The organism is Legionella maioricensis (genome assembly GCF_023618015.1).
In the GTDB taxonomy this organism is placed as follows: Bacteria; Pseudomonadota; Gammaproteobacteria; order Legionellales; family Legionellaceae; genus Legionella; species Legionella maioricensis.
This window is the reverse complement of record NZ_JAJKBJ010000010.1, coordinates 117,269-140,187: the sequence shown is the minus strand read 5'-3', so window position 1 is coordinate 140,187 and position 22,919 is coordinate 117,269. Positions and strand designations below refer to the sequence as shown.

The following is a 22,919-nucleotide window of genomic DNA, read 5'->3' as shown; positions in this document are numbered from 1 at the left end:
GGACGTAGGCGCAGAAGATTTATATAACAAAGCTGGAATAGCAATGTAGGCTGGGGGAAAGCCCGTAACTATGCATTTAACGGGCTTTCTAATCATAACCTAGAATAAATTTTCTTCTATAAAAGGCTGTTGCTGTTGATTATTACTGGCATTATAAATTGGTGTCTGATCTTCTTCAGCGGGGACCTCTTTATCCCGGAAATATTCTATTATTCCATTTTCCTGATTTGGCTTAGCCAGCAAGCCACTAATAGGATCTATGCGGACTGCCACTACATTATCAGGTTGTTTTATTTCGCTTTCCGGTTTGCCTTTCAAGGCTACCTTCATAAAATCTATCCATAAGGGAAGGGCAAGACCGGCAGCATACTCATGTAATGATTTAGGATTATCAAAGCCTACCCATGCAGTTACTACCAAATCAGAATTGAATCCAGCGAACCAGGCATCTACTTGATCGTTGGTTGTTCCGGTTTTACCAGCAAGATCCTGGCGATTGAGCACTCTGGCGGCACGTGCAGTACCATGCTGAATGACATCTTTTAATGCAGAGTTCATTAAATAAGCTATATCCTCTGGTATAACACGGGGCGCCATGGTAGACGCATCTATCTTATTATCGCAAGGGTTGCACACCACGGTGGGCTTAGCTTGAAGCAGGATTTTGCCATCGCTATCAGTAATATGATCGATAAGATAAGGCTCTACTTTATAACCACCATTGGCAAATACTGCATACGCCGCAGTAAGATCCATGGGGCTCACAGACAAGCTGCCTAAGGCTAACGATAAGCCTTTCGGTAGTGATTTTTTACTAAATCCAAAACGAGTTAAGAAGTCTACGGTGTAATCTATGCCTATATCATCAAGAATTCTGATGGATACCAGGTTTTTAGATTGAACCAATGCTTGTTTTAAGCGCGTTGGGCCGTTAAATTTGAGATTCACATTGTGTGGTCGCCATAGATTAGGTTGACTTGGATCATCAACAACGATAGGTGCATCATTAATTAATGTAGCCAAGTTATAACCGTTATTTAGGGCTGCGGCATAAACGAAGGGTTTAAAACTGGAGCCAGGCTGCCTACTGGATTGGGTTGCTCGGTTAAATTTACTTTTCTGAAAGTTAAATCCACCTACTAAGACCTCTATCGCACCATTTTTAGGATTAAGGGCGACCATAGCTGATTCAGCCTCTGGTATCTGCGCCAGCACCCATTTATCTTCTGTTGAATGAACATAAACCACATCACCTACAGCAACCACTTGTTGGGCCTTGCTAGGAGATCTTCCTACCCAGCCTTTTTTAAGTGCAGGTCTGGCCCAGGATAAACCCTCCCATGGGATGATAAAGGTATGGCCATTCTGTAAGGCAGCAGTAGCTTCTTTTTCTTTGACTTCAATAATTACTGCAGGGACTAAAGTATTTAATTCGGGATATTGGGCCAGATACTTTTGTCTAATCTGAGGGGATTGGCTGTCTTTTTCACCTATATTAGCGATAGGTCCTCTATAACCGTGGCGATGGTCATAAGCAATTAAATTCTTTTCTACTACCTGATTGGCCGTATTTTGCAGGTGTCCATCTATAGTTGTATAGACTTTATAGCCTTTGGTATAAGCATCAGGACCAAAATTATCATATAAAGACTGACGAATCATTTCAGCTACATAAGGGGCTTTGACTTCAATATTAGTGCCATGATATTTCGCAGTAATAGGTTGATTAATGGCATTTTGATATTGCTCTTCATTGATATAGTGTTCTTCTAATAAACGTTCCAATACGTGGTCACGGCGTTTTTTGGCCGCAAGTGGATTTGCAATCGGGTTTTGAGTTGACGGAGCTTGAGGAAGACCAGCTATCATAGCAAGCTCAGCCAAATTGAGTTCTTTTAATGATTTACCAAAATAGACCATGGCGGCCGCACCAACACCATAGGCACGATTTCCTAAATAAATCCGGTTCAAATAAAGCTCTAAAATTTTTTCTTTACTTAATTCTCGGTCTATTTTAATAGCCAACATAATTTCATTGAATTTACGTAAAAAAGTCTTTTTTCGAGTTAAGAAAAAATTACGAGCGACCTGCATAGTGATGGTACTGCCGCCCTGTGATTTTGTTCCCGTTTTAAGCATACGTACCGTAGCACGGCCAAGACCTAGAATATCAACGCCAGGATGCTCAAAAAAGCGTTGATCTTCGGTAGCAATTAATGCATGAATCAACGTTTGGGGAATTTCATCGTAAGTAACAGGAATACGTTTCTTTTCGCCATATTCCTGGATTAGTAAACCTTCTTTACTGAAAATTTGTAGTGGTACTTGCAATTGTACTGTTTTCAGTGAGTCTACATTAGGTAGTTGGCTTTCCAGATAAAGGTATAAAAGACTGCCGACAACTAATAAAAGAAAAAAGAGGCTCAGCAGCGCCCAAAGACCTTTACGCCAGAAGTATGCCATTTTTTTCATAAGTTCAGTTAAAGTTGAATGAGATTAGACGAGCATTATACAGCGATTTTGTGCAATATTGCGAGTTTTGCAAGGAAAAAGGATTATTTATTAGGTAAATTTCACGTTTCATTGACTATTTCATTTGCAAGTCAAGGAAACGTGAGTCAATTTATTCAACAGTTGTTTGCGTAGGAGCACTTGATTTTTGTGCTGTGTCTTCTGCTGAATCTAATTGCAGTTTCTGGCCTAGCCTAAAATTTGCATATTTTGGATTGTTTAATCCAAATAGAGTACCATAAGCAAGACCTACAGCCAGTGGTTTTTTAAGATTAATTATTGTCGCTTCCAACTCTTCTATTTTTGTCTGGGCTTGTTGTAGTTTTAATTGTAGAGCTTCATGATCTTCCGGTGGCACACTGGCAGGAACATCCTTGGTGCTCTGTGTTAAAGCTTCGAGTTTCTCAATTAATAGTTTAATAGAGCTGCCTTGCTCTTGGAGTATAGGTTCTTGCTCTTTGAGAGTACATTGTTGTAATTCTATTTGTTCCTTTTGTTGCTCTGCAAGTTGGCTTAACTCTCTTGTTTTTAATGAAAGTTCAGGAACTAATAATGCATTTTGACGTGCTTCACATAGTTCCTCTGCTATACCTTGAATGTATTTATCGGAAGACGTCGTAGTAATATTAAATCTCTTTAATACTTCCTCGGTTAACAACGACCCAGAGGTACATAAAGAATGGCCAGTAATATAAGAATAAGAAGCGGTACCGGAGAGAGAAATATTTTTTTCCGGAGTTTCTTTACCGTCTTCTATAATGGAGCTGTACCTCACATTATAAGTTGTGCCTTTTATAGTCATCACCAGCTGTCTTAAATCGATAAGCATTTGAGTCATTTGCTTTTTATACTTTTCCAATTCAGTTGGGCTAAAAGAAGTTTTTCTATCCACCATGGATTTTATAACGGTAATTTCATTTAAGATATAAAACAATAAGGGGAGTCGGCCAGCATAATCTTTCTCTCCTTCTTTAATTAAACCAGTCAAATAGCTCTCATAATCTGCATTTTTAAGGGTTTTTAGAGCATGGTCACGATATTTTTCTTGTAATAAATCAAGATTAGATTCTGGAGGGATTATAGGCTTATTTTTAGGTTGGCTATCATGATAACGCAATATATAGGTTGTTAGTGATATGAGTAAATCTTCTATAGTCATTTAAAACTCCTTTTAAAACTGAAATGAAAATTTAAAGATGTGAAATTCCCTTACAAATTGCTATTTCACTATATTAAATGTTTTGCTGAAGTGCAAGTGTTTCTCATGAGGGGCATTATTAGGAAAAAACATACAGTTTGGTGAGTTTGCTACTACAGTAAGTATAAGATTTAATTCAATAAAATTATTTTTTTTATCTCAAGTCAATAATGCTATTGGTTGATTACAAATTTTTTTCAAATGCCTTTTACTTTGATGCAAAACAAAGCAAAAGGCAAACTTATATGTTGAGTATTTACGGCTTGGAGGATGCTACTACTTCGTTATATAACTCCTGACCTTTGACCAATAAGCCCCCAGCAACTGTTGTAGTTACTGTGCGTGGGATCGCACCTTTAAAGAAAAATGCACACCGCTGCAGGGTGTTTGCTGTTGGTTTTTGATTCCAGATGTCTTGTACATGTTGCAGGTAACTCTTTATTTCCAAAGGCTCTGTTAGTCCTTTTTGTTTCCTGGAACGCAACTGGTTTAAAGGGGTACTAAACATTCCATAAGAACCAGCAGTCAAAATCAATGCAAGTCCTTCAGCCTGCTCTTTTTTCATTCCTTTGGCACAAAAGTGCTGTGTCAGGATGGGCACAGCCGTTAAATATACAGTGGACCATATACCTTCACGTAACATAGTAGCTGTTCCGCCTTGAAATAAAGAACTGTAGCCATTGAGAGTTATCATCTTTTGTCCTGTTTGTTTTGATGATGGGATCTCGGCTAATTGTCTGTTTTGCGCTATTGCATCAAAGGGAGTGCTTGCCAAACCTGAAAAAGCACCTGCGGCAAAAGAGCTGAAAAAATCATAAAGGGGTGAAGATCGGTTTGACGTGGGTTGAAGCATTTTTTTTATAGCAAAAACAGTAGCATAAGAAGGTATTGCTGAACTGGCATATTCAACTGAACCAGACATCGCATTACGCCATACCATTGGTTTATCATTCATTACATGATTAGTCCAATTTAATAAAGGAGTAACCATAGTCATGACACTTGCGCCCAGCAAAGGGCCCTGCACAAAAGGTAACTGCGCCACTTGTTGCCAAAAATAGAATTCTGACTTATCAGTTTTATCTTTCATAACCATTCCTTAAAAACTATGTATTAGAAATTTAATAGTTCTGCCTGTAAGTCCACGCCCAGTAGGCGTGCAGAAATAACCCTACTAGGCGAAAGGCTCGAAAAGAATGACAAGAATTACAGATAATAGAAGACCAATCACCTGCGAGGGAACAAAACTAACTTTGTTTTGGTACATTGGATTGGTCATTTAAACTGTTTAGTGTTTATTTAATGTTCTTTAACGTATCACTAAACATTTAATTGTGCAAGAGGCTATATTGTCATGGCCAAAAAGCCTGACATTATTAAAAAGAAATTGGCAAATGCTGGGGATTTTTTTTATTAGGTGAATGAAATAATCGGTGTTCTTTATAGAGTTAATAGAAGAATAATGAAAAAGATTCCAATTTTTAATGGGGTACGCTAACATCAAACCTAAGTTCGTCTAGGTTTTATTTTTTGCAGCGATTTTGGATCTGCATGGGAGACACAGGGAGATTAAATAAGTGCTCAAACTCTTTAAACCTAAACAGCGCTCAATTCTGGGAATAGACATAGGTTCATCATCAGTGAAAATATTGGAAATTTCCGGTTCAGGAGAGGAGCTTTGTGTTGAAGGGTATGGCCGTGATTGGTTACCTCCCAATGCTCTTGATGGAAATGTGATTAAGGATATTGAAGCTGTAACCAACTGTATTAAAAAACTGATTGTAAAAGCAGGATTAACGTGTAAACAAGTAGCATTAGCTGTTCCTGATTCTGCAGTTATCAGCAAAGTGATACAAATCAACGATGGCCTAAATGATGAGGAAATGGAAGAGCTGGTTATTATTGAGGCAGATAAGTTCATCCCTTATCCTATAGATGAAATTAATCTCGACTTTGAAATTCTAGGTCATTCTGCAAAAAACTCGGCAATGTTAGACATCTTAATAGTTGCTTCCAGAGCTGAAAATGTAAATAGCCGTGTAGAAGCGGTAAGTCGAGCCGGGTTGACTGTAAAAGTTGTTGACGTGGAATCTTATGCAGTCGAGCGTGCAGCACAGCAATTTGCAAAAGATTTGCCAGCCGGTGGGCAAGATAAAATAGTAGCTATTATTGATATTGGAGCTCGATTCAGTTATCTATTTGTATTGCGTGGAATGAAGTTAATCTTCTCAAGAGAAGAGATGTTTGGGAGTCTGCAGCTTATTGATGCTATTGCCGAACATTACCACATGACGCAACAGCAAGCCTTAGATGCAAGAGCTCAAGGAACATTACCTGATGATTATGATTCTGAAGTATTAACTCCTTTTAAAGAAACGCTTTTATTACAGATAAAACGAACTTTGCAATTTTTTTATTCTACCAGTCAGCACGGTTTTGTGGATCATATTTTACTCGCCGGTGGGATAGCCAGACAGTCGGCTTTGGATACTCTGATACAAGAGCAGCTCGGTGTGATCACTACAGTTGCTAACCCTTTATCTCGAATGTCATTTAATGAAAAGGTTAATCTGGAAGCTATAACCAAGGATGCCCCTTCTTTGATGGTAGCCTGTGGTTTGGCGCTAAGAAATGTAGAGTGAAAAGATGACTCAAATTAACCTTCTTCCATGGCGTGAACAAAAGCGTGAACAAGAAAAAAAGGTGTTTACAACGATACTGATTGCATGCGCCATTTTTGCCGCTTTTATTGTGTTTATTGTGAATTATTATGCTTCCGAGTTAGTCAGTTACCAAGTTGAACGCAACCAGATTTTGCAGAAAGAAATCAATTCTTTAGAAGATCAGATCAAGGAAATAAAAGCTTTGAAGCAGATCAGACAAGCTCTCATTTCCAGAATGTCTATTGTTCAGAACTTACAGTCTACAAGAACGTTAATGGTTCATTTATTTGATGAGTTAATCAAAATATTACCTCCTGGTATTTATGTTACTAAATTGGAAAGAAAGAATGACATGGTAACTCTTTGGGGGTATTCTGAATCTAATACTAATATCTCTATTTTAATGAGAAATATAGAAAGTAATGCCTGGATTCAGAATCCAAGTCTGACTGAAATCAAAAAAATGGATGATGAGAAACAGCCAGCAAATAATGAGTTTAAATTAAGTTTTATACTTAAACCTAAATACTAGGCTGGTAATTAATTATGAATACAATCAACCTTAGTGAATTAACCCTGGATAATATTGGCCAATGGCCTTTACCCGTAAAAATTGGGGTCATTTTGGGGGTCGGTGTTTTAATTATTGCACTGGGTTATTGGCTTATTATTAAAGCTAATTTTGAGCAATACGCCACGCTACAAACAAAGGAAGTGTCTTTAAGATCGGATTTTGAATCGAAACAACATCAAGCATCTAATTTGCAAGCATACCGCAATCAGTTGCAATTAATGAATGAGCGTTTTGGAACAATGCTGAAACAACTTCCTGCAAAAAATGAAATGCCTGGTTTATTAGAAGAGATTTCTAAAACAGGCACAAATGCAGGGTTGAAGTTTGAGCTCTTTGCTCCTCAGCCAGAAGTTGAACATGACTTTTATGTTGAGCTACCTATAAAAATTACGGTAGAGGGAAACTACATGCAATTAGCCCTGTTTTTAAGTCATGTAGCGGAGATGAATCGAATTGTAACCTTACATGAGTTTAGTATTGAAGGATTGTCTTCTAAAGATAAGAAAATCGTCTCGGAGGACGTACTGGTGATGAACATCACGGCTAAAATATATCGATATCGCACACAATGATAATGAAACAACAACAAATCAAGATCTTATTAATCAGCTTCGTAGCGTTGCTGTTAAATGCCTGTTCTGGTGATAATAGTGATCTTGTGAAGTATATCAATGATATAAAAGCAAGACCTGCGCTGAAAATTGAGCCTATTCCACAATTTGCTCCTCTACCTATTTTTAAATTCCCTGAAAATGATAATCGCCGCAATCCGTTCAAACCAATTGATCTGAAGCGAACGGATCTTTTTGCTCCAGACCAGAAAAGAAGGAAACAACCACTTGAGGCGTTTCCCCTGGATTCTTTAAAATTTGTCGGTACACTAAAGGAGGGGAGTGAGGTATGGGCCTTAATAAAGCTGCCTAGTAATCAAATTAGCCGGATTCGAATTGGCGAATATATGGGGCAAAATTATGGTCGTGTCATTGTCATCAAGGGTGATTTGATTAAATTAGAAGAAACAATAAAAAATTCAGGGACGTGGGAAAAACATATAACCACAATTAATATATTCACTGGAACTGGCAAGTAGGAGTATAGGTTGAGAAAGTTCATCGCTATTTTGATTATAATAAGTGCTAGTTTCGGTGTGGCATTTTCTAAAGATAATTCACTCATATCAGTAAAGGTTATTCCCTTACCAGAAGACAAAGTGCGAATAGACTTTCAATTTGCTAAAACTTTAAAACAATTACCGGCAAGTTTTATTACTCAACAGCCTCCTCGACTTATCCTGGATTTTATTAATTCGGACATGCAATTACCTTTAGATCAGAAAATGCAACAAGTTAAGTTAGGTTCTTTAAACTCTTACAATATTGTAGCAGTAGGCGATCGGGTCCGAATTATGTTGGATTTGTCGCGTACAGTATCTTACTCGGGCAGCGTAGCAGGCTCTGTTTATAGTCTTGTTTTAAACGGCAAAAGTAATGAGTTATTTGAGCCTACAAAAGAGGTTTTTATAACGAATCAGGTAGTTAATGCAAAACATGCAATAAGTCATATTGACTTTCGGGGAATAGAAAAGCAAGGAGGAAGAGTTATTATTGATGTTTCTGACACCAGTATTCCTATTGATGTAACTCAAACAGGAAAAGAAGTTGTCGTTAATTTTTTAAATACCAAAATCCCACCGAAACTCATGAAGCGTTTTGATGTATCTGATTTTCATAGCCCAGCACAGGTTATTACCTTGCAACAGGAAAGAAAAAATGTGCGTATGACCATATTGAATAAGGGGGATTATGGTCATTTTGTGTACCAGGTCAATAAACAATTTATGGTCGATATATTTCCTCTGACCGCAGAAGAAATTCAACAGGCCAAACTTAAAAAACAAGTATTTACGGGTAAAAGAATTTCTTTAAACTTCCAGAATATTAATATTCGTGCAGTATTGCAGCTACTTGCTGATTTTACCGGAATCAATATGGTGGTTAGCGATAACGTTAAAGGTGACATTACCCTAAGATTAAATGATATACCCTGGGATCAGGCATTAGATATTATTTTGACAACCCAAGGATTAGATAAACGCAGAACAGGTAATGTGATGTTGATCGACACCAAAGCGAACCTGGATAAGATGGAAGAGTCAAAACTGAAAAGCCAACAGATCATTCAGAAACTAGAGCCCATACGTTCGGATTTGTTGCAGATCAACTATGCAAAAGCTGCGGATCTGGCAATTTTAATCAAGGACAAACAAAATTCATTATTATCTGAAAAAGGTAAAATCAGCGTCGATGCCAGAACGAATACTATCTGGATTCAAGATACTGGAACAAAAATAGAAGAAGTTAGAGAGCTGATCAAGCAATTAGACGTGCCTGTGAAACAAGTATTGATTGAAGCGCGTATAGTAGAAGTATCTAAAGATTTTAGTCAGGATATCGGAATAAGATGGGGTATCTCCAGGCCGCCAACATTAAGTGGTACTTTAGCCGGAGCCAACCAAATGCAGCAAGGGGTAGCACCTGCGAATGTAACCCCTTTCACAGATAGGTTAAACCTGGATCTGGTCGCTGCACCAGCAAATCTTGTCACTCCTGCGACGCTTGGTATCGCTTTGGCTAAAATTAATGATAATATATTACTTGATTTGGAACTTTCTGCCCTGGAAAGTGAAGGTCGTGCTGAGTTAATTTCCAGTCCCAGACTGATTACCATTAACCAGCAATCAGCGCTGATAGAATCAGGACAAGAAATTCCATATCAAGAGGCTACTTCAAGTGGAGCTACCGCAGTAGCCTTTAAAAAGGCGGTGCTAAGCTTGAAAGTAACCCCACAAATTACTCCAGACAATAAAATTTTAATGGATCTCCAGATCAACCAGGATACTGCATCTCCACAGACGTTTAATGGAGTTCCTGCAATCCTCACCAAGGAGATTCAAACTAATGTTTTGGTTAATAATGGTCAAACTATAGTTCTTGGAGGGATCTATACTCAAGATAAGACCAAGTCGATTAACAGAATACCCTTTTTTGGTGAATTACCAGTAGTAGGTGTTTTGTTTAGGAATAAACAAGTTGGTATAAAAAATGATGAGCTGCTTATTTTTATTACTCCAAAAATAATAACGAATTCTTTATCAATTACTACCATTGAGGGGCGGGAAAAAGAGGTATATAAATAATTGATAATTTTGAATACGAGGGATAAAAATAATTTTATGGGTTTTAAAGCTTATCCGTTGTAGAATATCGGGCAAGAATTTAGTTTGCGGTAAGAGATATCACTATTAAGGACTAAATTAAAGTGAATCCTGGGATTTCAGATAGTGTATTGGGTTATCTGAACTGTGGGTTTTTGTTTAATACTCATAAATCAACTAAGACGTGTATCTAATTTGTTGTTATAATGATTGGGTTTGTTATGACACTACAGTTAAAGAGGTATGTAAGAAAAAATGAGCATAGTTAAAGTACGAAATATTTTTCTCATTGGGCCCATGGGTGCTGGAAAAAGCACTATAGGTCGTGCTTTGGCAAAGGAGCTCAAATTAGAATTCTTTGATTCTGATGAAGTCATAGAAGAGCGTGCTGGTGCTGATATATCATGGATTTTTGATATCGAAGGCGAAGAGGGATTTAGGCGTCGTGAACAGAAAGTTATTGATGAATTAACTCAAAAAACTAATATTGTTCTGGCCACAGGCGGTGGTGTAGTGATTACCCCCGAGAACAGAAATGCTCTTGCCGGTCGAGGAACAGTAATTTATCTGAAAACGTCACTCCAGCAACAATTTGAAAGAACCAAGCGCGATACAAAACGTCCTCTATTACAAACAGAAGATCTTGAAGGAAGATTAGAGTCGCTTAGAGATGAACGCGAACCTTTTTATGATGAGTTGGCTGATGTTAGTTTTGAAACCGATAAATTAACGGTGAAAGCTGTTGCTAATAACATAATAAAATATATTTATGGCGAAGTTTGAGGTTTATGAACAAGTTGATGTCTCTTTACCCGGGTATCAATATCCTATAATTATTTGTCAAAATGGTCTGAGCAACCCCGAGTTGTTACGGGGTTTTGTGACATCAAAGCAGGTATTGATTGTCACGAATCATACTATTGCACCACTTTACTTAAATTATTTGCAATCCGTCTTTGCAGGGATTCAGTGCGATGTTGTGATTTTAGCTGATGGCGAAGAATATAAAAATCAAGACAGTTTACTTGCCATTTATGATTCTTTAATTCAAAACAAACATCACAGAGATACAACTCTAATTGCTCTTGGCGGTGGAGTAATCGGTGATATGGCTGGTTTTGCAGCATCTACTTATCAAAGAGGTGTTCGTTTTGTGCAAATACCAACCTCTTTACTGGCACAAGTTGATGCCTCAGTGGGTGGAAAAACAGCAATTAATCACCCTTTGGGTAAGAATATGATAGGCAGTTTTTATCAGCCCCATGCGGTCATAATTGATTTAAATACCTTGAATTCTTTGCCAGAAAGAGAGTTTCGAGCTGGTCTGGCTGAAATGATAAAATATGGTTTATTGGCTGGGGGGGATTTTTTAAAGCAACTTCTCCAGGCATTGAAGCATGGCCTCTGTGCACAAAGTTTAGAATTGCCAAATCTTATTGCTCAATGTTGTCATATTAAGGCGAAATTTGTAGAGGAGGATGAAAAGGAGATCGGGCAAAGAGTTTTGCTTAACCTGGGTCATACCTTTGCTCATGCCTTAGAAACCTACACAGATTATCAGCGTTGGCTACATGGTGAAGCAGTCGCCATAGGTTTATATTGCGCAGCAGTTTTGTCTTATAATGCAGGTTTGAGTGACATGGGGCTTGTTGAGCAAGTAGAGTCTATTTTGCGCCATGCCGGCCTACCTCATAAAATTCCCCAAGCTATTGATTTAGAAAAATTAAGAAATTTAATGAGTTTGGATAAAAAAATCAAAAATAATTGTTTACGCTTTGTAGTGATTCGAAAGCCCGGTGATTGTTATCTGGATGATAAGATAACAGAAGACTGTTTGCGCAATACCCTCATTACTGCGGTTGAAGGAGAGCAAAAATGAAAGAAGGAAAGGTTCAGCTTGATGTTACAGCTGCAAATCAATCAAGAACGTTATTTAAACCTGGCTCCTGGCTTACCAAAATTGATTTCATTAATCATTTGATTCTTTTTAATAATGTATTGATTACAGTTTTATCTGAGAAAGAGGGAGGGAAAACCTCTTTTAATACCTTACTGCAAAATAATTTGGATCCGCAAATTAAATCAATCTCAATGACCGTTAAACCGCCTTGTGATAGGGAAACTGTCATTAATGATATCGCTACTCAATTACATCTTAATCACGATGCACAAACTAATATGACCTCTATTGTGACCCAGGTTAATGAGCGTAAGGCTCATGTTTTATTAGTTATTGATGATGCACAGCATTTGCCTGAATCCTTAATTAAAGAAGCAATGCTGGCTATTAAAAATCAGGATAATTTTGGTTTTTTTCATCTTTGCCTTGTTTCTGATTACTCAGTAGTGGCAACACTTAACAGTTTGGCCACTGACCAATTTAATAATTTAATTCATACCATAGAACTTGGGTCATTGAATGAAAGTGAAATGAGAACCTATGTACTACAGCGTGCAATGGCTGCACATTTAATTAACAAGCCACTCACTGACGCTCAATTGAAGCAATTTTATCAGCTGACTAAAGGTAATGTAGCAAAAATTAATAGTAATTTGGAAACGTTTATATTTAAATGTTCTAGCCAAAAGAAAAACAACAAAACATTTATTTTAAAAAGAGCAAGTCTGGCAATAGCCGCTACTGTGGCTGTTGGTATTTCTTATTTTTATTTTAACGGTAATTCTTCGACAGATTTTTTCAAAACGTCAGCCCCGTTAGATAAAGTTTCCGAGCAAGTTTCCCTTCCCCCTCAGCAATTAATAAGCTATGTTGCTTCATGGCAAGACTCGTCAACTCGGCAGTTAGTTCATTATGCTTTACCGAAAAAACAAATTTTAGATGGCATGGAGGACGAAGAGGAGAATATTAATACGGTAGCGATTGTGGATAAAGTAGTCGTTATTCCTACTGTAAAAACTAGAACTCTTCCAAATGAACCTAATGCCCCAGTTACCCAAGAAGTTCTGGAGTCGAAATTGGTTGCGTTAACAGAACATGGCCAAGTAGTTAAAAAACCAGTTACTAAATTAAATACTAAAGGCTACACGATTCAGTTGGTTGCCAGTCATAGAATAAGTGATGTTCATCAGTTCAGGAAAAATAATAACTTGATGAATACAACGATTAGACAGTTCACTAATGCTAAAGGAACATGGTATATATTAACTTTAGGTGAATACGACAGCAGAAATAAAGCGCAACTTAGTGCAAAAAAATTACCTTCTAAATTGGCTAAATTAAATCCATGGGTTAGACCAGTGTCTGGTCTTTCCAATGTGGGTTAAGCCCAGCGCGATTCGGTTGTGAGGCGGATAATATTTTTTTATACCGCCTTGCCCATGCTAAATATCCGGCAATGGCCATTCCCGTATAAATGACCATTAAGATACTATGAAAAGGTAGATTTTTACTTAGATACATAGCGGCATATAAAGCATCGGTAATAAACCATAATATCCAGGTCATGATGATTTTATGGCACATTAACCATTGAGCCACTAAACTGAGTGAGGTGGTTGTAGCATCAAGAAAAGCTACAGTTGAATGAGTAAACGTTTCTAATAAATAGCGAATTGATATGAAAATCAGAGCAAACAGTAAACCTAGTGAAAGCCACTGGAGTGGTTTGAGATAGCCAAAAGAAGTTTGGGTAGTGGCTGAATCTTGAGGCATTTTTTTTTGCCATTTGTACCAACCGTAAACCATGCTCAAGAAGTAGAAAAACTCCAATAACATGTCTGCATAAATACCTTTATGCCAATAAAGCCAGCTGTTTAAAATGGTAGCTATCATGCCCACAGGCCAGGCTTTGCTATTTAAGCGAATAAAATAGTAGGTAGATATTAATGAAATTAATGCACCTAATAAATCAAAAAACATAGTGAGTGCTCTACAAATAATCATATAGGATAACAAGTTAATGAGCCGGTTGTCATCTTAAGTGGGATTAAAGATAAAATTATTCTAGAGCGCACTTTAATTTTCAGCTGGGCTTAACAGCCCAGCCTATGGCTGCTATTTATAATTATAGATTTTCATAACTTGTAGAGAATAAGCAGTGGAATATTACCTGATTGGGATTATCACCAATGCAAGTTAATATAAGATTTATTGGTTCTTTTGAGTTTCCGGATGTGAATAATTTATTCAATACTCGTAACCCACCTCTTTCTGTGCAAATGGGCTGCATCGCCGCTAAAATATCCTCTGCAGTTTTGGGTTGAGCTGCATTGTTATAACTATAATTACATTCAGGTGCTTGTGAGGTTGGTGGAGCTAACATTTTTCCTGCAAAAAGCTGTGTGCTAATTAGTATAAAGAACAATGTAAAAATATGTCTAATTTCATTGAAACTTCCTTGTCTAATATTGATACAATTAAGTATAAGCAATTATTTTGTTTTTGCACATTTGAGAACAAAAATTGGAGTCAAAATCAAGCCTGTCAGTAGAAGGTAGGAAACATTTGAGCGCTGCTGTTGTTTCTGAAGACTCACCACAAAATTGTGCTACTTGGGGACTCCTAGAGACAAGAAGCGGTACGTAGATGGTAGTAATTAATTGTCACTCACCTACTTTAATTCTAAAAAATGATTAATTCATACTTTATGGGAAATTAAATTTAGATCTGCTAATCTTATGTAAGGTATAAGAATTTTAAGGGGAAAATGATGTATAAGAGAGTACTGTTTGCTACTGATTTTGATGAAGTAGGAATTTCTGCGGCTCATAAAGCAAAAAAAATTTCCGATGAAAATGGTGCTGACCTGATACTGGTCCATGTTGTTGAACCCATTCCAGCTTATGCATATCCCGGGTTTGCGGGCTTTGCCGAAGTGGAATTATCTATTCGTGAACAAGCGGAAAAAGAGCTTAATGAACTTGCTGAAAAATTAGGTGTAGATGCCAAACACCGATTTATTGAATTTGGTTCTACTAAAAATGAAATATTAAGAGTGGCAAAAGAACATAAAATAGATTTAATTGTTACAGGAAGTCATGGAAAACATGGGCTTTCTTTATTACTAGGTTCTACTGCAAACGCAATTTTACACGGCGCAGAGTGTGATGTTTTAATTGTGCGCCCTAAAATAGCTCATTAATTGGTGAGTTTACTGGTTATACACTAGAGAGTGTATGGACAAGCTCTCTCAACGCCATGAACCCAATCCCACGTGCCGCGACTTGTTCGCGGCATCCGGTTTTTTATTGCGCTTCGTTGCATGCATACTGCAAATTTATTAAATCCGTATTTCTCAATAAGACAGAAAACCAGTATACTCTATGTTTTGATACTGATGATCGATGCGTTTAATGAAATTGTTGCGTGGTGTTCAACATCTTGCTGAGTTTGATAAAGGCGTAGTAGCTACTATTGGTAATTTTGATGGCGTTCATTTAGGGCATCAAACCCTTATTAAATCTTTAAAAGATAAAGCCAATGAAATGAATCTGCCTTTGGTTCTGATATTATTTGAACCACAACCAAGAGAGTATTTCCAAAAAGACATGGCTCCGGCACGACTTTCCAGTTTAAGAGAAAAACTGGATATGCTAAGACAATGTCAGGTTGATTACGTATATTGTATTAAATTTGATAATGCATTAGCTCAAACTACAGCATCGGATTTTGCCCGCCAGTATTTATTTATTGCCTTAAAAGTGAAGTATCTTCTTGTTGGTGAGGATTTTCGCTTTGGCAAGAGCCGAGCAGGGGACGTGAGTTTGCTAAGAGCTCTAGGCGTTCAATATGGATGTGACGTGCAAACCTGCGACGATTTCTGCCTTCAAAATGAACGAGTTAGTTCTACCAAAATTAGATTGGCTCTTCAACAAGGCGATCTGGGGCTGGCCGCAAAATTTTTAGGCAGAACCTATAGTTTATGCGGGCGGGTAATACGGGGAGATGGACGGGGACGACAATGGGGTATTCCTACTGCTAACCTAAGTCTTCATCGTCTATTACTGCCTCTCCAGGGTGTTTTTGTGGTGCAGGTTTATCAAGGAGCCAAAAGAGTTTACGGTGTAGCCAATATTGGTAAAAGACCAACGGTTGACGGCACTAAAAATATTTTAGAAATACATTTATTTGATTTTGATGACTCGATTTATGGTGAGTTATTGCAAGTATTTTTCTTGCACAAATTGCGTGATGAGGTTAAATTCACATCAGTGGATGCTTTGATTGCGCAGATTCATAATGATATTGCGGCGGCGAAAGCATTTTTAAACTTAAATGAGCAGTAGGAGCGACTGCAGCATTTAGGTTTTTTTGAAAACCGTCAAAACTTAACGATTTCGCAGAGTAGACACCTATGGCTGAATATAAAGATACATTAAATCTTCCTAATACTTCATTTCCGATGAAAGCAAGTTTGGCAACGCGTGAGCCAGAAATGTTAGCTGAGTGGCAGGCAAAAGGGATATACGAGCAGATCCGCAAGGCGCGAGCAGGCAGCAAGCGGTTTATATTGCATGATGGGCCTCCTTATGCCAATGGTCACCTGCACTGCGGGCACGCACTGAATAAAATTCTTAAAGACATCATCATTAAATCTAAGTCCTTTAGCGGATATGATGCTCCTTTCGTCCCAGGCTGGGATTGTCATGGTTTGCCTATTGAGCTTAATGTAGAAAAAAAGGTCGGTAAAGCCGGGGCTAAAATATCTCCAAGAGAGTTTCGAGTTAAGTGTCGTGAGTATGCTGCAAGTCAAATTGATATTCAAAGGGATGAGTTTCAGCGTCTGGGTGTGTTAGGCGACTGGTCCAATCCCTATGTCACTATGGATTTTAAATATGAAGCCAATATAGTCCGTGCCTTGGGCTTAATGATTAAAAACGGTCATCTGCAGCAAGGTTTTAAACCAGTGCATTGGTGTATTGACTGTGGTTCCGCTTTAGCTGAGGCAGAAGTAGATTATGAGGAAAAAACCTCTCCTTCTATCGATGTAGCTTTCGTCGCGGTGAATGCTAAGGAGTTTCTCGATCGTTTTACAGCAAATTTGGAAGTTAAACCTTTAAGTCTTCCTATTTGGACAACAACTCCCTGGACTCTACCTGCTAACGAGGCAGTATGCTTACACCCTGAAATTGACTATTCATTGATTGATGCGGGTGTGTCTTATTTTATAGTGGCTGCGGATTTAGTGGAGTCTGTTATGGCTCGCTATGCAATAAACGATTATAAAACATGTGGCTTGGCCAAGGGAAAAACTTTTGAAAATCTAAAATTAAAGCATCCATTTTATGCTCGCCAGGTACCGGTAATCCTGGGTGAACATGTGACTACTGAATCGGGTACAGGGTGTGTTCATACGGCTCCTGCTCATGGTCCTGATGATTATATGGTTGGAAAAGCTTATAATTTGCCATTAATTAATCCCGTTAAAGCGAATGGCTGTTTTGCTGAAGATGTGGAGCTATTTGCAGGTCTTTCAGTTTTAAAAGCCAATGAGCCTATTTTAGAAGTTCTAGCTGAAAAAGGGGTGTTATTAGCAAAAGACACCATTAGACATAGTTATCCCCATTGCTGGCGCCACAAATCACCCATGATATTTCTGGCCACGCCTCAGTGGTTTATCTCTATGGATAAAAGCAACCTCAGACAGGCTATCTTATCTGAAATTGATAAGGTGAATTGGGTTCCCGATTGGGGGAAAGCGCGCATTAGTAATATGGTTGAAAACAGACCTGATTGGTGCATATCAAGACAAAGGGCTTGGGGTACACCTATGCCGTTATTTGTGCATAGTACAACACGCGAGCTCCATCCTAATACCCTTGAGATTATCGAAAAAGTAGCGTGTATTATTGAGCAATCAGGAATCGATGCCTGGTTTGAATTAGATGCTGCTGAATTGCTGGGCGAAGATGCTCCATTTTACGATAAAGTGACTGATACCATGGATGTATGGCTGGATTCGGGTATCTCTCATTTTAGTGTTTTAAAGCAGAACAGCGCTTTAGATTTTCCTGCTGATGTCTATTTCGAAGGTTCAGATCAACATCGGGGTTGGTTTAACTCCTCTTTAACTACTTCAGTGGCTATGTATGGAGTTGCCCCCTATAAAACAGTACTAACTCACGGCTATACTGTGGATGCTGAAGGTAAGAAACTATCTAAATCCAAAGGTAATTACGTCGCTTTGGACAAACTGGTGGGGCAGTATGGGGCTGATATTTTGCGCCTGTGGGTTGCCTCTACTGATTACCGACATGAAGTAAGTATTTCTGATGAGATAATTAAACGCAATGCAGATGCTTATAGACGAATTCGCAACACGGCGCGTTTCTTATTGGCTAATTTATGTGATTTTGATCCCCAACAAGATTGTGTTTCAGTGACGGAAATGTTGGAGCTGGATCAATGGGCTTTAAAACGTTGTCAGCTCTTACAAGAAGAAATTATTAGCGCTTATGAGCACTACCAGTTTCATGTTATTTATCAGAAAATTCATAATTTCTGCGCTGTAGATATGGGTAGTTTTTATTTGGATTTAATTAAGGATCGACAATACACTACGGCCCAAAAAAGCAAGGCAAGACGTTCATGCCAAACTGCTATGTACCATATAGCTCAGGCGTTTACTCTTTGGTTGGCTCCTATATTGTCGTTTACAGCGGAAGAAATATGGAAGTTTATTCCCGGGTTTAATGACAAGTCGATTTTTATAGAACGTTGGTACACCGCCTGGCCAACAATTGATGCAATTAATATGGAAGATTGGGAACGGTTGCATTTAATTCGTGATGAAGTAAATAAAGCATTAGAGGAAACAAGGCAAAAAGGCACGATTGGCTCCGCCTTGGCTGCAGAAGTGACTCTGTATGCAGACTCTAAAGTGTTGCCAAAGTTGACCCGTTTAGGAGAAGAGCTGCGCTTTTTATTAATTACCTCAGGTGCAACAGTACATCCCATGAACCTTGCGCCTAAAGAATTAACTGCAACAGAATACGGTGTTTCTATTGCCGTGGCTGCAAGCTCCTATGAGAAATGCGCACGCTGCTGGCATAGACGCCCGGATATAGGGCAGAATAAAGAGCATCCAGAATTATGTTTGCGTTGTGTGGGCAATATCAGTGGTCAGGATGAAGTGAGGCACTATATATGAAAAAATGGTATTGGTTTGTATTTAGTATTATTGTCATAATTGCTGATCAATTAAGTAAATATTGGATCACAATTTCATTAACACCGTATAAACCAATGCCCGTTTTCCCAATGCTAAACATTACCTTGGCTTATAACACCGGGGCAGCATTTAGCTTTTTAAGTGGTGCTGGTGACTGGCACCGTTGGTTTTTCGCGGGATTTAATCTTGTCGTCAGTACCATTCTCATCATTTGGTTGTGGCGTACTCCTACTCAAGATAAACTTCAATCAGCAGGTATTAGTCTTATTCTGGGTGGGGCAATTGGTAATTTGATTGATCGGGGATTACAAGGATACGTGGTTGATTTCATTGATGTTTATTATAAACACCATCATTTTGCCACCTTTAATCTGGCTGATAGTGCTATTTGCATTGGTGCGGCACTTCTGGTTTTGGATTTATTAATTCACAGAGAGTGACTCTTTAATATTCAATAATAGGAATCAGGGATTCGGGAGCAGTTTATGGAAAATTCAGCACCTTATAGACGACTATGGCGCTCTCGAAAAGAGCGCAAAATTGCAGGAGTATGTGGGGGCTTAGCCGATTACTTCAAAGTCGATCCTTTTTGGATCCGGTTAATTTTTGTTCTTTTCTTTTTGGCCGGTGGTACTGCTTTAATTGTTTATCTCATTATGTGGCTTATTACTCCTCTTGAACCTTTAGAGGACAATTGAGTTAAAAAGCTGGGAGCCGCGCGAATTAACATGGTTATTAGCGGTGTTTCTTTCGCGGGCGAGGGAAATAGGTACCAAACTGATTTACGCCAAGATATCTCGATAAAGCGCGGTATGTAGGCAAAAGAGATAAGCGTCTTAAACCAAAACCCCTGATGCCAGAGCATTAAGCTGTTTTTTATCCGGATTGTGGATGCTTACGGCTGCGACGGCGGGTAAATTGAGAAAATGTTCTGCTTCTTCCCATTCAATTTCGGCGGGAAATAAATTCAGATTGGGGAGACATTTATTCAGTAAGGTACAAAAGGCTAAATTAGCCGGAAACGGGCGTACTTGTTGATATCCAAGACTCATAGCCATCATCGCTTCAGAAATAGTAGCAACTCCTGGCAAATAATTCATTGAATAAACATTAGCCGTTTGCGCAATTGCGGGTAAAAGTCCGGGGCTGGAAGCAAAATGAACTCCAGCTTGATAACAGTTTTCCAATTGCTGCGTATCTATAATGCCACCAGCACCTATTTTAATATTGGGGTATTGCTTCATAATCTGAGATAACAATTTTTTTTCTGTAGAGTTAATTTCAACCAAAGTAATACCTGCTTCGATAATTTGTTCCAGCCGCTGAAATAGGAAATTATCCACATCCAGTGAAACAATTATTGATTGATTACCTAAAAATTTATCTATGATCATGGTGCAATTCCGTGGGGCCGCATTATTTTTCAATGTTAGAAGAGTTGGCTTGAGATGGCAAGTAGATTGACAATAAAAGCAGGTAGTTTTAACGAGTTATTTTAAGTATTTTAATGGATGAACAAGACGGAAAACCCGCAAATTCGTTGCTTGTTTGCGGGTTTAGGGGCAGTAGCTGATACGCGCTATTTAAATGGACTAGTAGAAAGTGGTGTTAATCGACTAGGGCTGGGCGCATCATTTTCTACTTCTTTTTCTGCTTCTTTCACGCGATCTAATGGTTGCTGAATATTAGTAACAGAGGGTTTTGCTGCTTTGACCCCCATGGTTTCAAGCGTTTGCAGCATTCTTTGCATTGCTATCGTGGGAATCGGAGCGGTGCTCGGTTGGAGTTTTGAAAATTCGGCGTTTAAATACTTGAGTGCTTCTTGCCTTATATTCACAGGCGCTTGGTTGGCCATGTACTTAATGAGCGTGCGAGCATTGGGTTGTTTACAAAACTGTTCTAATTCCTCTTCATTTTTATAAAATACCGTGGGGCTAAAACCTGGTTTAGGTGTCGGTATTGAATGACCTTGGCTAATGGTAGGTCTTGGTGTGGGAAGATCTAAATTAGGATTGTTTAATAAATATTCAGCACTTGCTTTGGCGGCTTGAATCAGGGTGGTTTGATTTTGTAGTAGAGTTTGTTCCTTTTCGTTGTTTGTTATCTCGGTTTTAACTTCTGTAATTTGCTCTTTATTAACGTTGGATTCTAATCCTTCATTATGCTGGACTACATTTTCTACCACCATCAGTTCATGTTTTTTTTGTTCAAAACTCTCGCTGGCTTTCTTTAAGGCTTTTTCATCCGTCTTTACTTGGTCCCAAATTTGTCCTGGTTGGAGAAGATAATGTTTGTCTCCTTCCTTAATGATTTGCTCTCCTTTATTAAGAATAAAATGAGCATCTTTAAAGGAGACGGGTTTTCCGTCCAATTCTATTTTTCCATCCTCAGTAACATAATGTTTGTCTCCCTTACGCACGGCCAGCATATCGAAGTGTCTGGCAAGGTTTAAGTTTAAACTGGTGTGCGTTTTCATTAATAGGGCGGCTTCGTCGTCCTGATTTAACTGTATTAATTCCTCAACCTGATCCAGTATTTCATCCATCTTTGTCTTGATGGCGTCTATTTGAGATTGAATTTTAGACTCTGTGGAAAGTTCATCTAAGTAGTCAGCTCGTTTTAAGCTTAGGCTAGTGTGTTTTTGCTTTAATGTGGAGGCTTCATCGTGCCGATTTAATTTAATTAACTCATCAACTTGGTTCTGGAGCTCATTCATCTCTACCTGGATTGAATCTACTTCAGCTTGAAGCTCAGCAACTCTTTTAGGAGTTGGTGCGTTCTCAAGTTTTTCTAACGTGTTATTAAAATCTTTTAATTGCATGCCATATAAATCGTATTTGAACTTAATCATATGCGTTTCTGATTCTAATTTGCTCAACTTGGTATTTAGAGCCTTGTATTCTTTCTCTAGTGTGGATTGTCTATTCTGGTAGCTTTGAATGGCTCGATTATAATCCGCAATGGATCTCATAAGACTAGTACGCTCGGATGAAGGACGTAATGGTGTGGGTTGCGGGGTTTGTCCACTATTTTTTATCGCTCTTTGATTTTGCTCAAGGATTATCTCTTTTTGCTGAGCGGCGGCATGTGCTTTTTTTTCGATATACCATAGGAAAAATGCCGCTTTAAGGCGATTCATTAGCAAGTGTTTTTCGCGTAATTGCAGTTGTTCGTATTCATGCAAGGACTTCTCTGCCGCAAGTTGGTTACCGATTTCTGCCATAACGCTGTCACCAGCTGGAGAGCGTAGAAAGGTTTGGACATCTCTTGCGGTTTTTATACCAAAACGACTGATTTTGATGGTGGGGGATTGATCTGAATTCTCGATATCTTTAGTGCTCACACCAGCCCATTTCTTGACATCTTGAGCGCTCATATCTGCCCATTTATCGATATCGTTAGCAATCAAACCAGCCCATTTATTTAAGTTGGGATTGTTTGCTGGTTCAATTTGTTTACTTTGTAATTTTTCAGGGGCCAGAGTTTTTTGAGCAGTTTCTGATTGCTCTTTAGACATAAGTATGTTCCTCGTTGCCACAGTTAATTTAATTATACACAATTTTGATCAATAAAGCACCAGTTGGTATGGTTTTTATTATTTAAAACTCCCTTCTAAATCGAGATAACC

The 22,919-nt window shown here is 38.4% G+C and carries 20 protein-coding genes; 13 read left to right on the top strand and 7 right to left on the bottom strand.

The features are described 5' to 3' along the window. Positions 1-99: 99 nt before the first annotated feature. From LOX96_RS10065 to LOX96_RS10055, 3 genes are all read right to left on the bottom strand, one after another. A complete protein-coding gene (locus tag LOX96_RS10065) occupies positions 100-2,472 on the bottom strand; it encodes a penicillin-binding protein 1A (protein ID WP_348645840.1) in 2,373 nt (790 codons plus the stop codon). Positions 2,473-2,623: 151 nt separating this feature from the next. Then, positions 2,624-3,670 (bottom strand): hypothetical protein, encoded by a 1,047-nt coding sequence (locus LOX96_RS10060; protein ID WP_250421782.1) that lies wholly within the window; start codon positions 3,668-3,670, stop codon positions 2,624-2,626. A gap of 295 nt (positions 3,671-3,965) precedes the next feature. Then, on the bottom strand, positions 3,966-4,799 hold the full coding sequence (locus tag LOX96_RS10055) for an MC/SLC25 family protein (protein ID WP_250421781.1): 834 nt from the start codon (positions 4,797-4,799) through the stop codon (positions 3,966-3,968). A 487-nt stretch (positions 4,800-5,286) separates the two neighbouring features. Between LOX96_RS10055 and pilM the strand changes: the two genes are divergently transcribed. The 8 genes from pilM to LOX96_RS10015 all read left to right on the top strand — a co-directional run bounded on the left by pilM (position 5,287) and on the right by LOX96_RS10015 (position 13,445). Continuing rightward, a complete protein-coding gene (gene pilM / locus LOX96_RS10050) occupies positions 5,287-6,351 on the top strand; it encodes a type IV pilus assembly protein PilM (protein WP_250421780.1) in 1,065 nt (354 codons plus the stop codon). Between the two features lie 4 nt (positions 6,352-6,355). Continuing rightward, complete coding sequence (locus LOX96_RS10045; protein WP_250421778.1) at positions 6,356-6,904, top strand: PilN domain-containing protein; 549 nt, start codon at positions 6,356-6,358, stop codon at positions 6,902-6,904. 14 nt (positions 6,905-6,918) lie between these two features. Next, positions 6,919-7,518: a type IV pilus inner membrane component PilO gene (locus LOX96_RS10040; RefSeq protein ID WP_250421776.1), complete on the top strand. Its 600-nt coding sequence runs from the start codon at positions 6,919-6,921 to the stop codon at positions 7,516-7,518. 2 nt (positions 7,519-7,520) lie between these two features. After that, on the top strand, positions 7,521-8,036 hold the full coding sequence (locus tag LOX96_RS10035) for a pilus assembly protein PilP (RefSeq protein WP_250421774.1): 516 nt from the start codon (positions 7,521-7,523) through the stop codon (positions 8,034-8,036). 9 nt (positions 8,037-8,045) lie between these two features. After that, entirely contained in the window at positions 8,046-10,142 is a 2,097-nt protein-coding gene (locus LOX96_RS10030; RefSeq protein WP_250421773.1) for a type IV pilus secretin PilQ, read from the top strand. 273 nt (positions 10,143-10,415) lie between these two features. Continuing rightward, complete coding sequence (aroK, locus tag LOX96_RS10025) at positions 10,416-10,943, top strand: shikimate kinase AroK (protein WP_018576163.1); 528 nt, start codon at positions 10,416-10,418, stop codon at positions 10,941-10,943. Next, positions 10,930-12,039 carry a 3-dehydroquinate synthase gene (gene aroB, locus LOX96_RS10020; RefSeq protein ID WP_250421772.1) on the top strand — a complete coding sequence of 370 codons (1,110 nt, stop codon included), beginning with the start codon at positions 10,930-10,932 and terminating at the stop codon, positions 12,037-12,039. Before aroK ends, aroB begins: the two co-directional genes overlap by 14 nt. Further along, on the top strand, positions 12,036-13,445 hold the full coding sequence (locus LOX96_RS10015; RefSeq protein WP_250421771.1) for an SPOR domain-containing protein: 1,410 nt from the start codon (positions 12,036-12,038) through the stop codon (positions 13,443-13,445). The genes aroB and LOX96_RS10015 overlap by 4 nt, the downstream gene beginning before the upstream one ends. Here the strand turns inward: LOX96_RS10015 and pnuC are convergent. After that, positions 13,411-14,040, bottom strand: a complete 630-nt coding sequence (gene pnuC, locus LOX96_RS10010) for a nicotinamide riboside transporter PnuC (protein WP_250421770.1) — start codon at positions 14,038-14,040, stop codon at positions 13,411-13,413. The genes LOX96_RS10015 and pnuC overlap by 35 nt on opposite strands. Positions 14,041-14,185: 145 nt before the next feature. Continuing rightward, on the bottom strand, positions 14,186-14,443 hold the full coding sequence (locus LOX96_RS10005; RefSeq protein WP_250421768.1) for a hypothetical protein: 258 nt from the start codon (positions 14,441-14,443) through the stop codon (positions 14,186-14,188). A 387-nt stretch (positions 14,444-14,830) separates the two neighbouring features. Between LOX96_RS10005 and LOX96_RS10000 the strand changes: the two genes are divergently transcribed. From LOX96_RS10000 to LOX96_RS09980, 5 genes are all read left to right on the top strand, one after another. After that, the gene (locus LOX96_RS10000; RefSeq protein ID WP_250421786.1) at positions 14,831-15,262 is read left to right on the top strand and encodes a universal stress protein; all 432 of its coding nucleotides are present in this window, start codon (positions 14,831-14,833) and stop codon (positions 15,260-15,262) included. A gap of 211 nt (positions 15,263-15,473) precedes the next feature. After that, positions 15,474-16,406 (top strand): bifunctional riboflavin kinase/FAD synthetase, encoded by a 933-nt coding sequence (gene ribF / locus LOX96_RS09995; protein ID WP_250421785.1) that lies wholly within the window; start codon positions 15,474-15,476, stop codon positions 16,404-16,406. 68 nt (positions 16,407-16,474) lie between these two features. After that, entirely contained in the window at positions 16,475-19,270 is a 2,796-nt protein-coding gene (ileS, locus tag LOX96_RS09990) for an isoleucine--tRNA ligase (protein WP_250421767.1), read from the top strand. Next, positions 19,267-19,731, top strand: a complete 465-nt coding sequence (gene lspA / locus LOX96_RS09985) for a signal peptidase II (protein WP_250421766.1) — start codon at positions 19,267-19,269, stop codon at positions 19,729-19,731. Before ileS ends, lspA begins: the two co-directional genes overlap by 4 nt. 45 nt (positions 19,732-19,776) lie before the next feature. Continuing rightward, complete coding sequence (locus tag LOX96_RS09980) at positions 19,777-19,989, top strand: PspC domain-containing protein (RefSeq protein WP_250421765.1); 213 nt, start codon at positions 19,777-19,779, stop codon at positions 19,987-19,989. Between the two features lie 138 nt (positions 19,990-20,127). Here LOX96_RS09980 and LOX96_RS09975 read toward each other — a convergent pair whose 3' ends face one another. Together LOX96_RS09975 and LOX96_RS09970 are read right to left on the bottom strand one after the other, a co-directional pair. Continuing rightward, positions 20,128-20,685 (bottom strand): bifunctional 4-hydroxy-2-oxoglutarate aldolase/2-dehydro-3-deoxy-phosphogluconate aldolase, encoded by a 558-nt coding sequence (locus LOX96_RS09975; RefSeq protein ID WP_250421764.1) that lies wholly within the window; start codon positions 20,683-20,685, stop codon positions 20,128-20,130. A 185-nt stretch (positions 20,686-20,870) separates the two neighbouring features. Continuing rightward, positions 20,871-22,808, bottom strand: a complete 1,938-nt coding sequence (locus LOX96_RS09970; RefSeq protein ID WP_250421763.1) for a type IV secretion system protein — start codon at positions 22,806-22,808, stop codon at positions 20,871-20,873. Positions 22,809-22,919 lie beyond the last annotated feature (111 nt).

Bases quoted from the DNA above. Each gene is read 5' to 3' on its own strand.
- LOX96_RS10040 (WP_250421776.1), top strand. From the start codon at position 6,919: ATGAATACAATCAACCTTAGTGAATTAACCCTGGATAATATTGGCCAA.
- ribF (WP_250421785.1), top strand. From the start codon at position 15,474: ATGAAATTGTTGCGTGGTGTTCAACATCTTGCTGAGTTTGATAAAGGC.
- LOX96_RS10035 (WP_250421774.1), top strand. From the start codon at position 7,521: ATGAAACAACAACAAATCAAGATCTTATTAATCAGCTTCGTAGCGTTG.
- LOX96_RS10045 (WP_250421778.1), top strand. From the start codon at position 6,356: ATGACTCAAATTAACCTTCTTCCATGGCGTGAACAAAAGCGTGAACAA.
- lspA (WP_250421766.1), top strand. From the start codon at position 19,267: ATGAAAAAATGGTATTGGTTTGTATTTAGTATTATTGTCATAATTGCT.
- LOX96_RS10005 (WP_250421768.1), bottom strand. From the start codon at position 14,443: ATGTTAGCTCCACCAACCTCACAAGCACCTGAATGTAATTATAGTTAT.
- aroK (WP_018576163.1), top strand. From the start codon at position 10,416: ATGAGCATAGTTAAAGTACGAAATATTTTTCTCATTGGGCCCATGGGT.
- LOX96_RS10055 (WP_250421781.1), bottom strand. From the start codon at position 4,799: ATGAAAGATAAAACTGATAAGTCAGAATTCTATTTTTGGCAACAAGTG.
- LOX96_RS09980 (WP_250421765.1), top strand. From the start codon at position 19,777: ATGGAAAATTCAGCACCTTATAGACGACTATGGCGCTCTCGAAAAGAG.
- ileS (WP_250421767.1), top strand. From the start codon at position 16,475: ATGGCTGAATATAAAGATACATTAAATCTTCCTAATACTTCATTTCCG.
- aroB (WP_250421772.1), top strand. From the start codon at position 10,930: ATGGCGAAGTTTGAGGTTTATGAACAAGTTGATGTCTCTTTACCCGGG.
- pnuC (WP_250421770.1), bottom strand. From the start codon at position 14,040: ATGTTTTTTGATTTATTAGGTGCATTAATTTCATTAATATCTACCTAC.
- LOX96_RS10015 (WP_250421771.1), top strand. From the start codon at position 12,036: ATGAAAGAAGGAAAGGTTCAGCTTGATGTTACAGCTGCAAATCAATCA.
- LOX96_RS09970 (WP_250421763.1), bottom strand. From the start codon at position 22,808: ATGTCTAAAGAGCAATCAGAAACTGCTCAAAAAACTCTGGCCCCTGAA.
- LOX96_RS09975 (WP_250421764.1), bottom strand. From the start codon at position 20,685: ATGATCATAGATAAATTTTTAGGTAATCAATCAATAATTGTTTCACTG.
- LOX96_RS10065 (WP_348645840.1), bottom strand. From the start codon at position 2,472: ATGAAAAAAATGGCATACTTCTGGCGTAAAGGTCTTTGGGCGCTGCTG.
- LOX96_RS10060 (WP_250421782.1), bottom strand. From the start codon at position 3,670: ATGACTATAGAAGATTTACTCATATCACTAACAACCTATATATTGCGT.
- LOX96_RS10000 (WP_250421786.1), top strand. From the start codon at position 14,831: ATGTATAAGAGAGTACTGTTTGCTACTGATTTTGATGAAGTAGGAATT.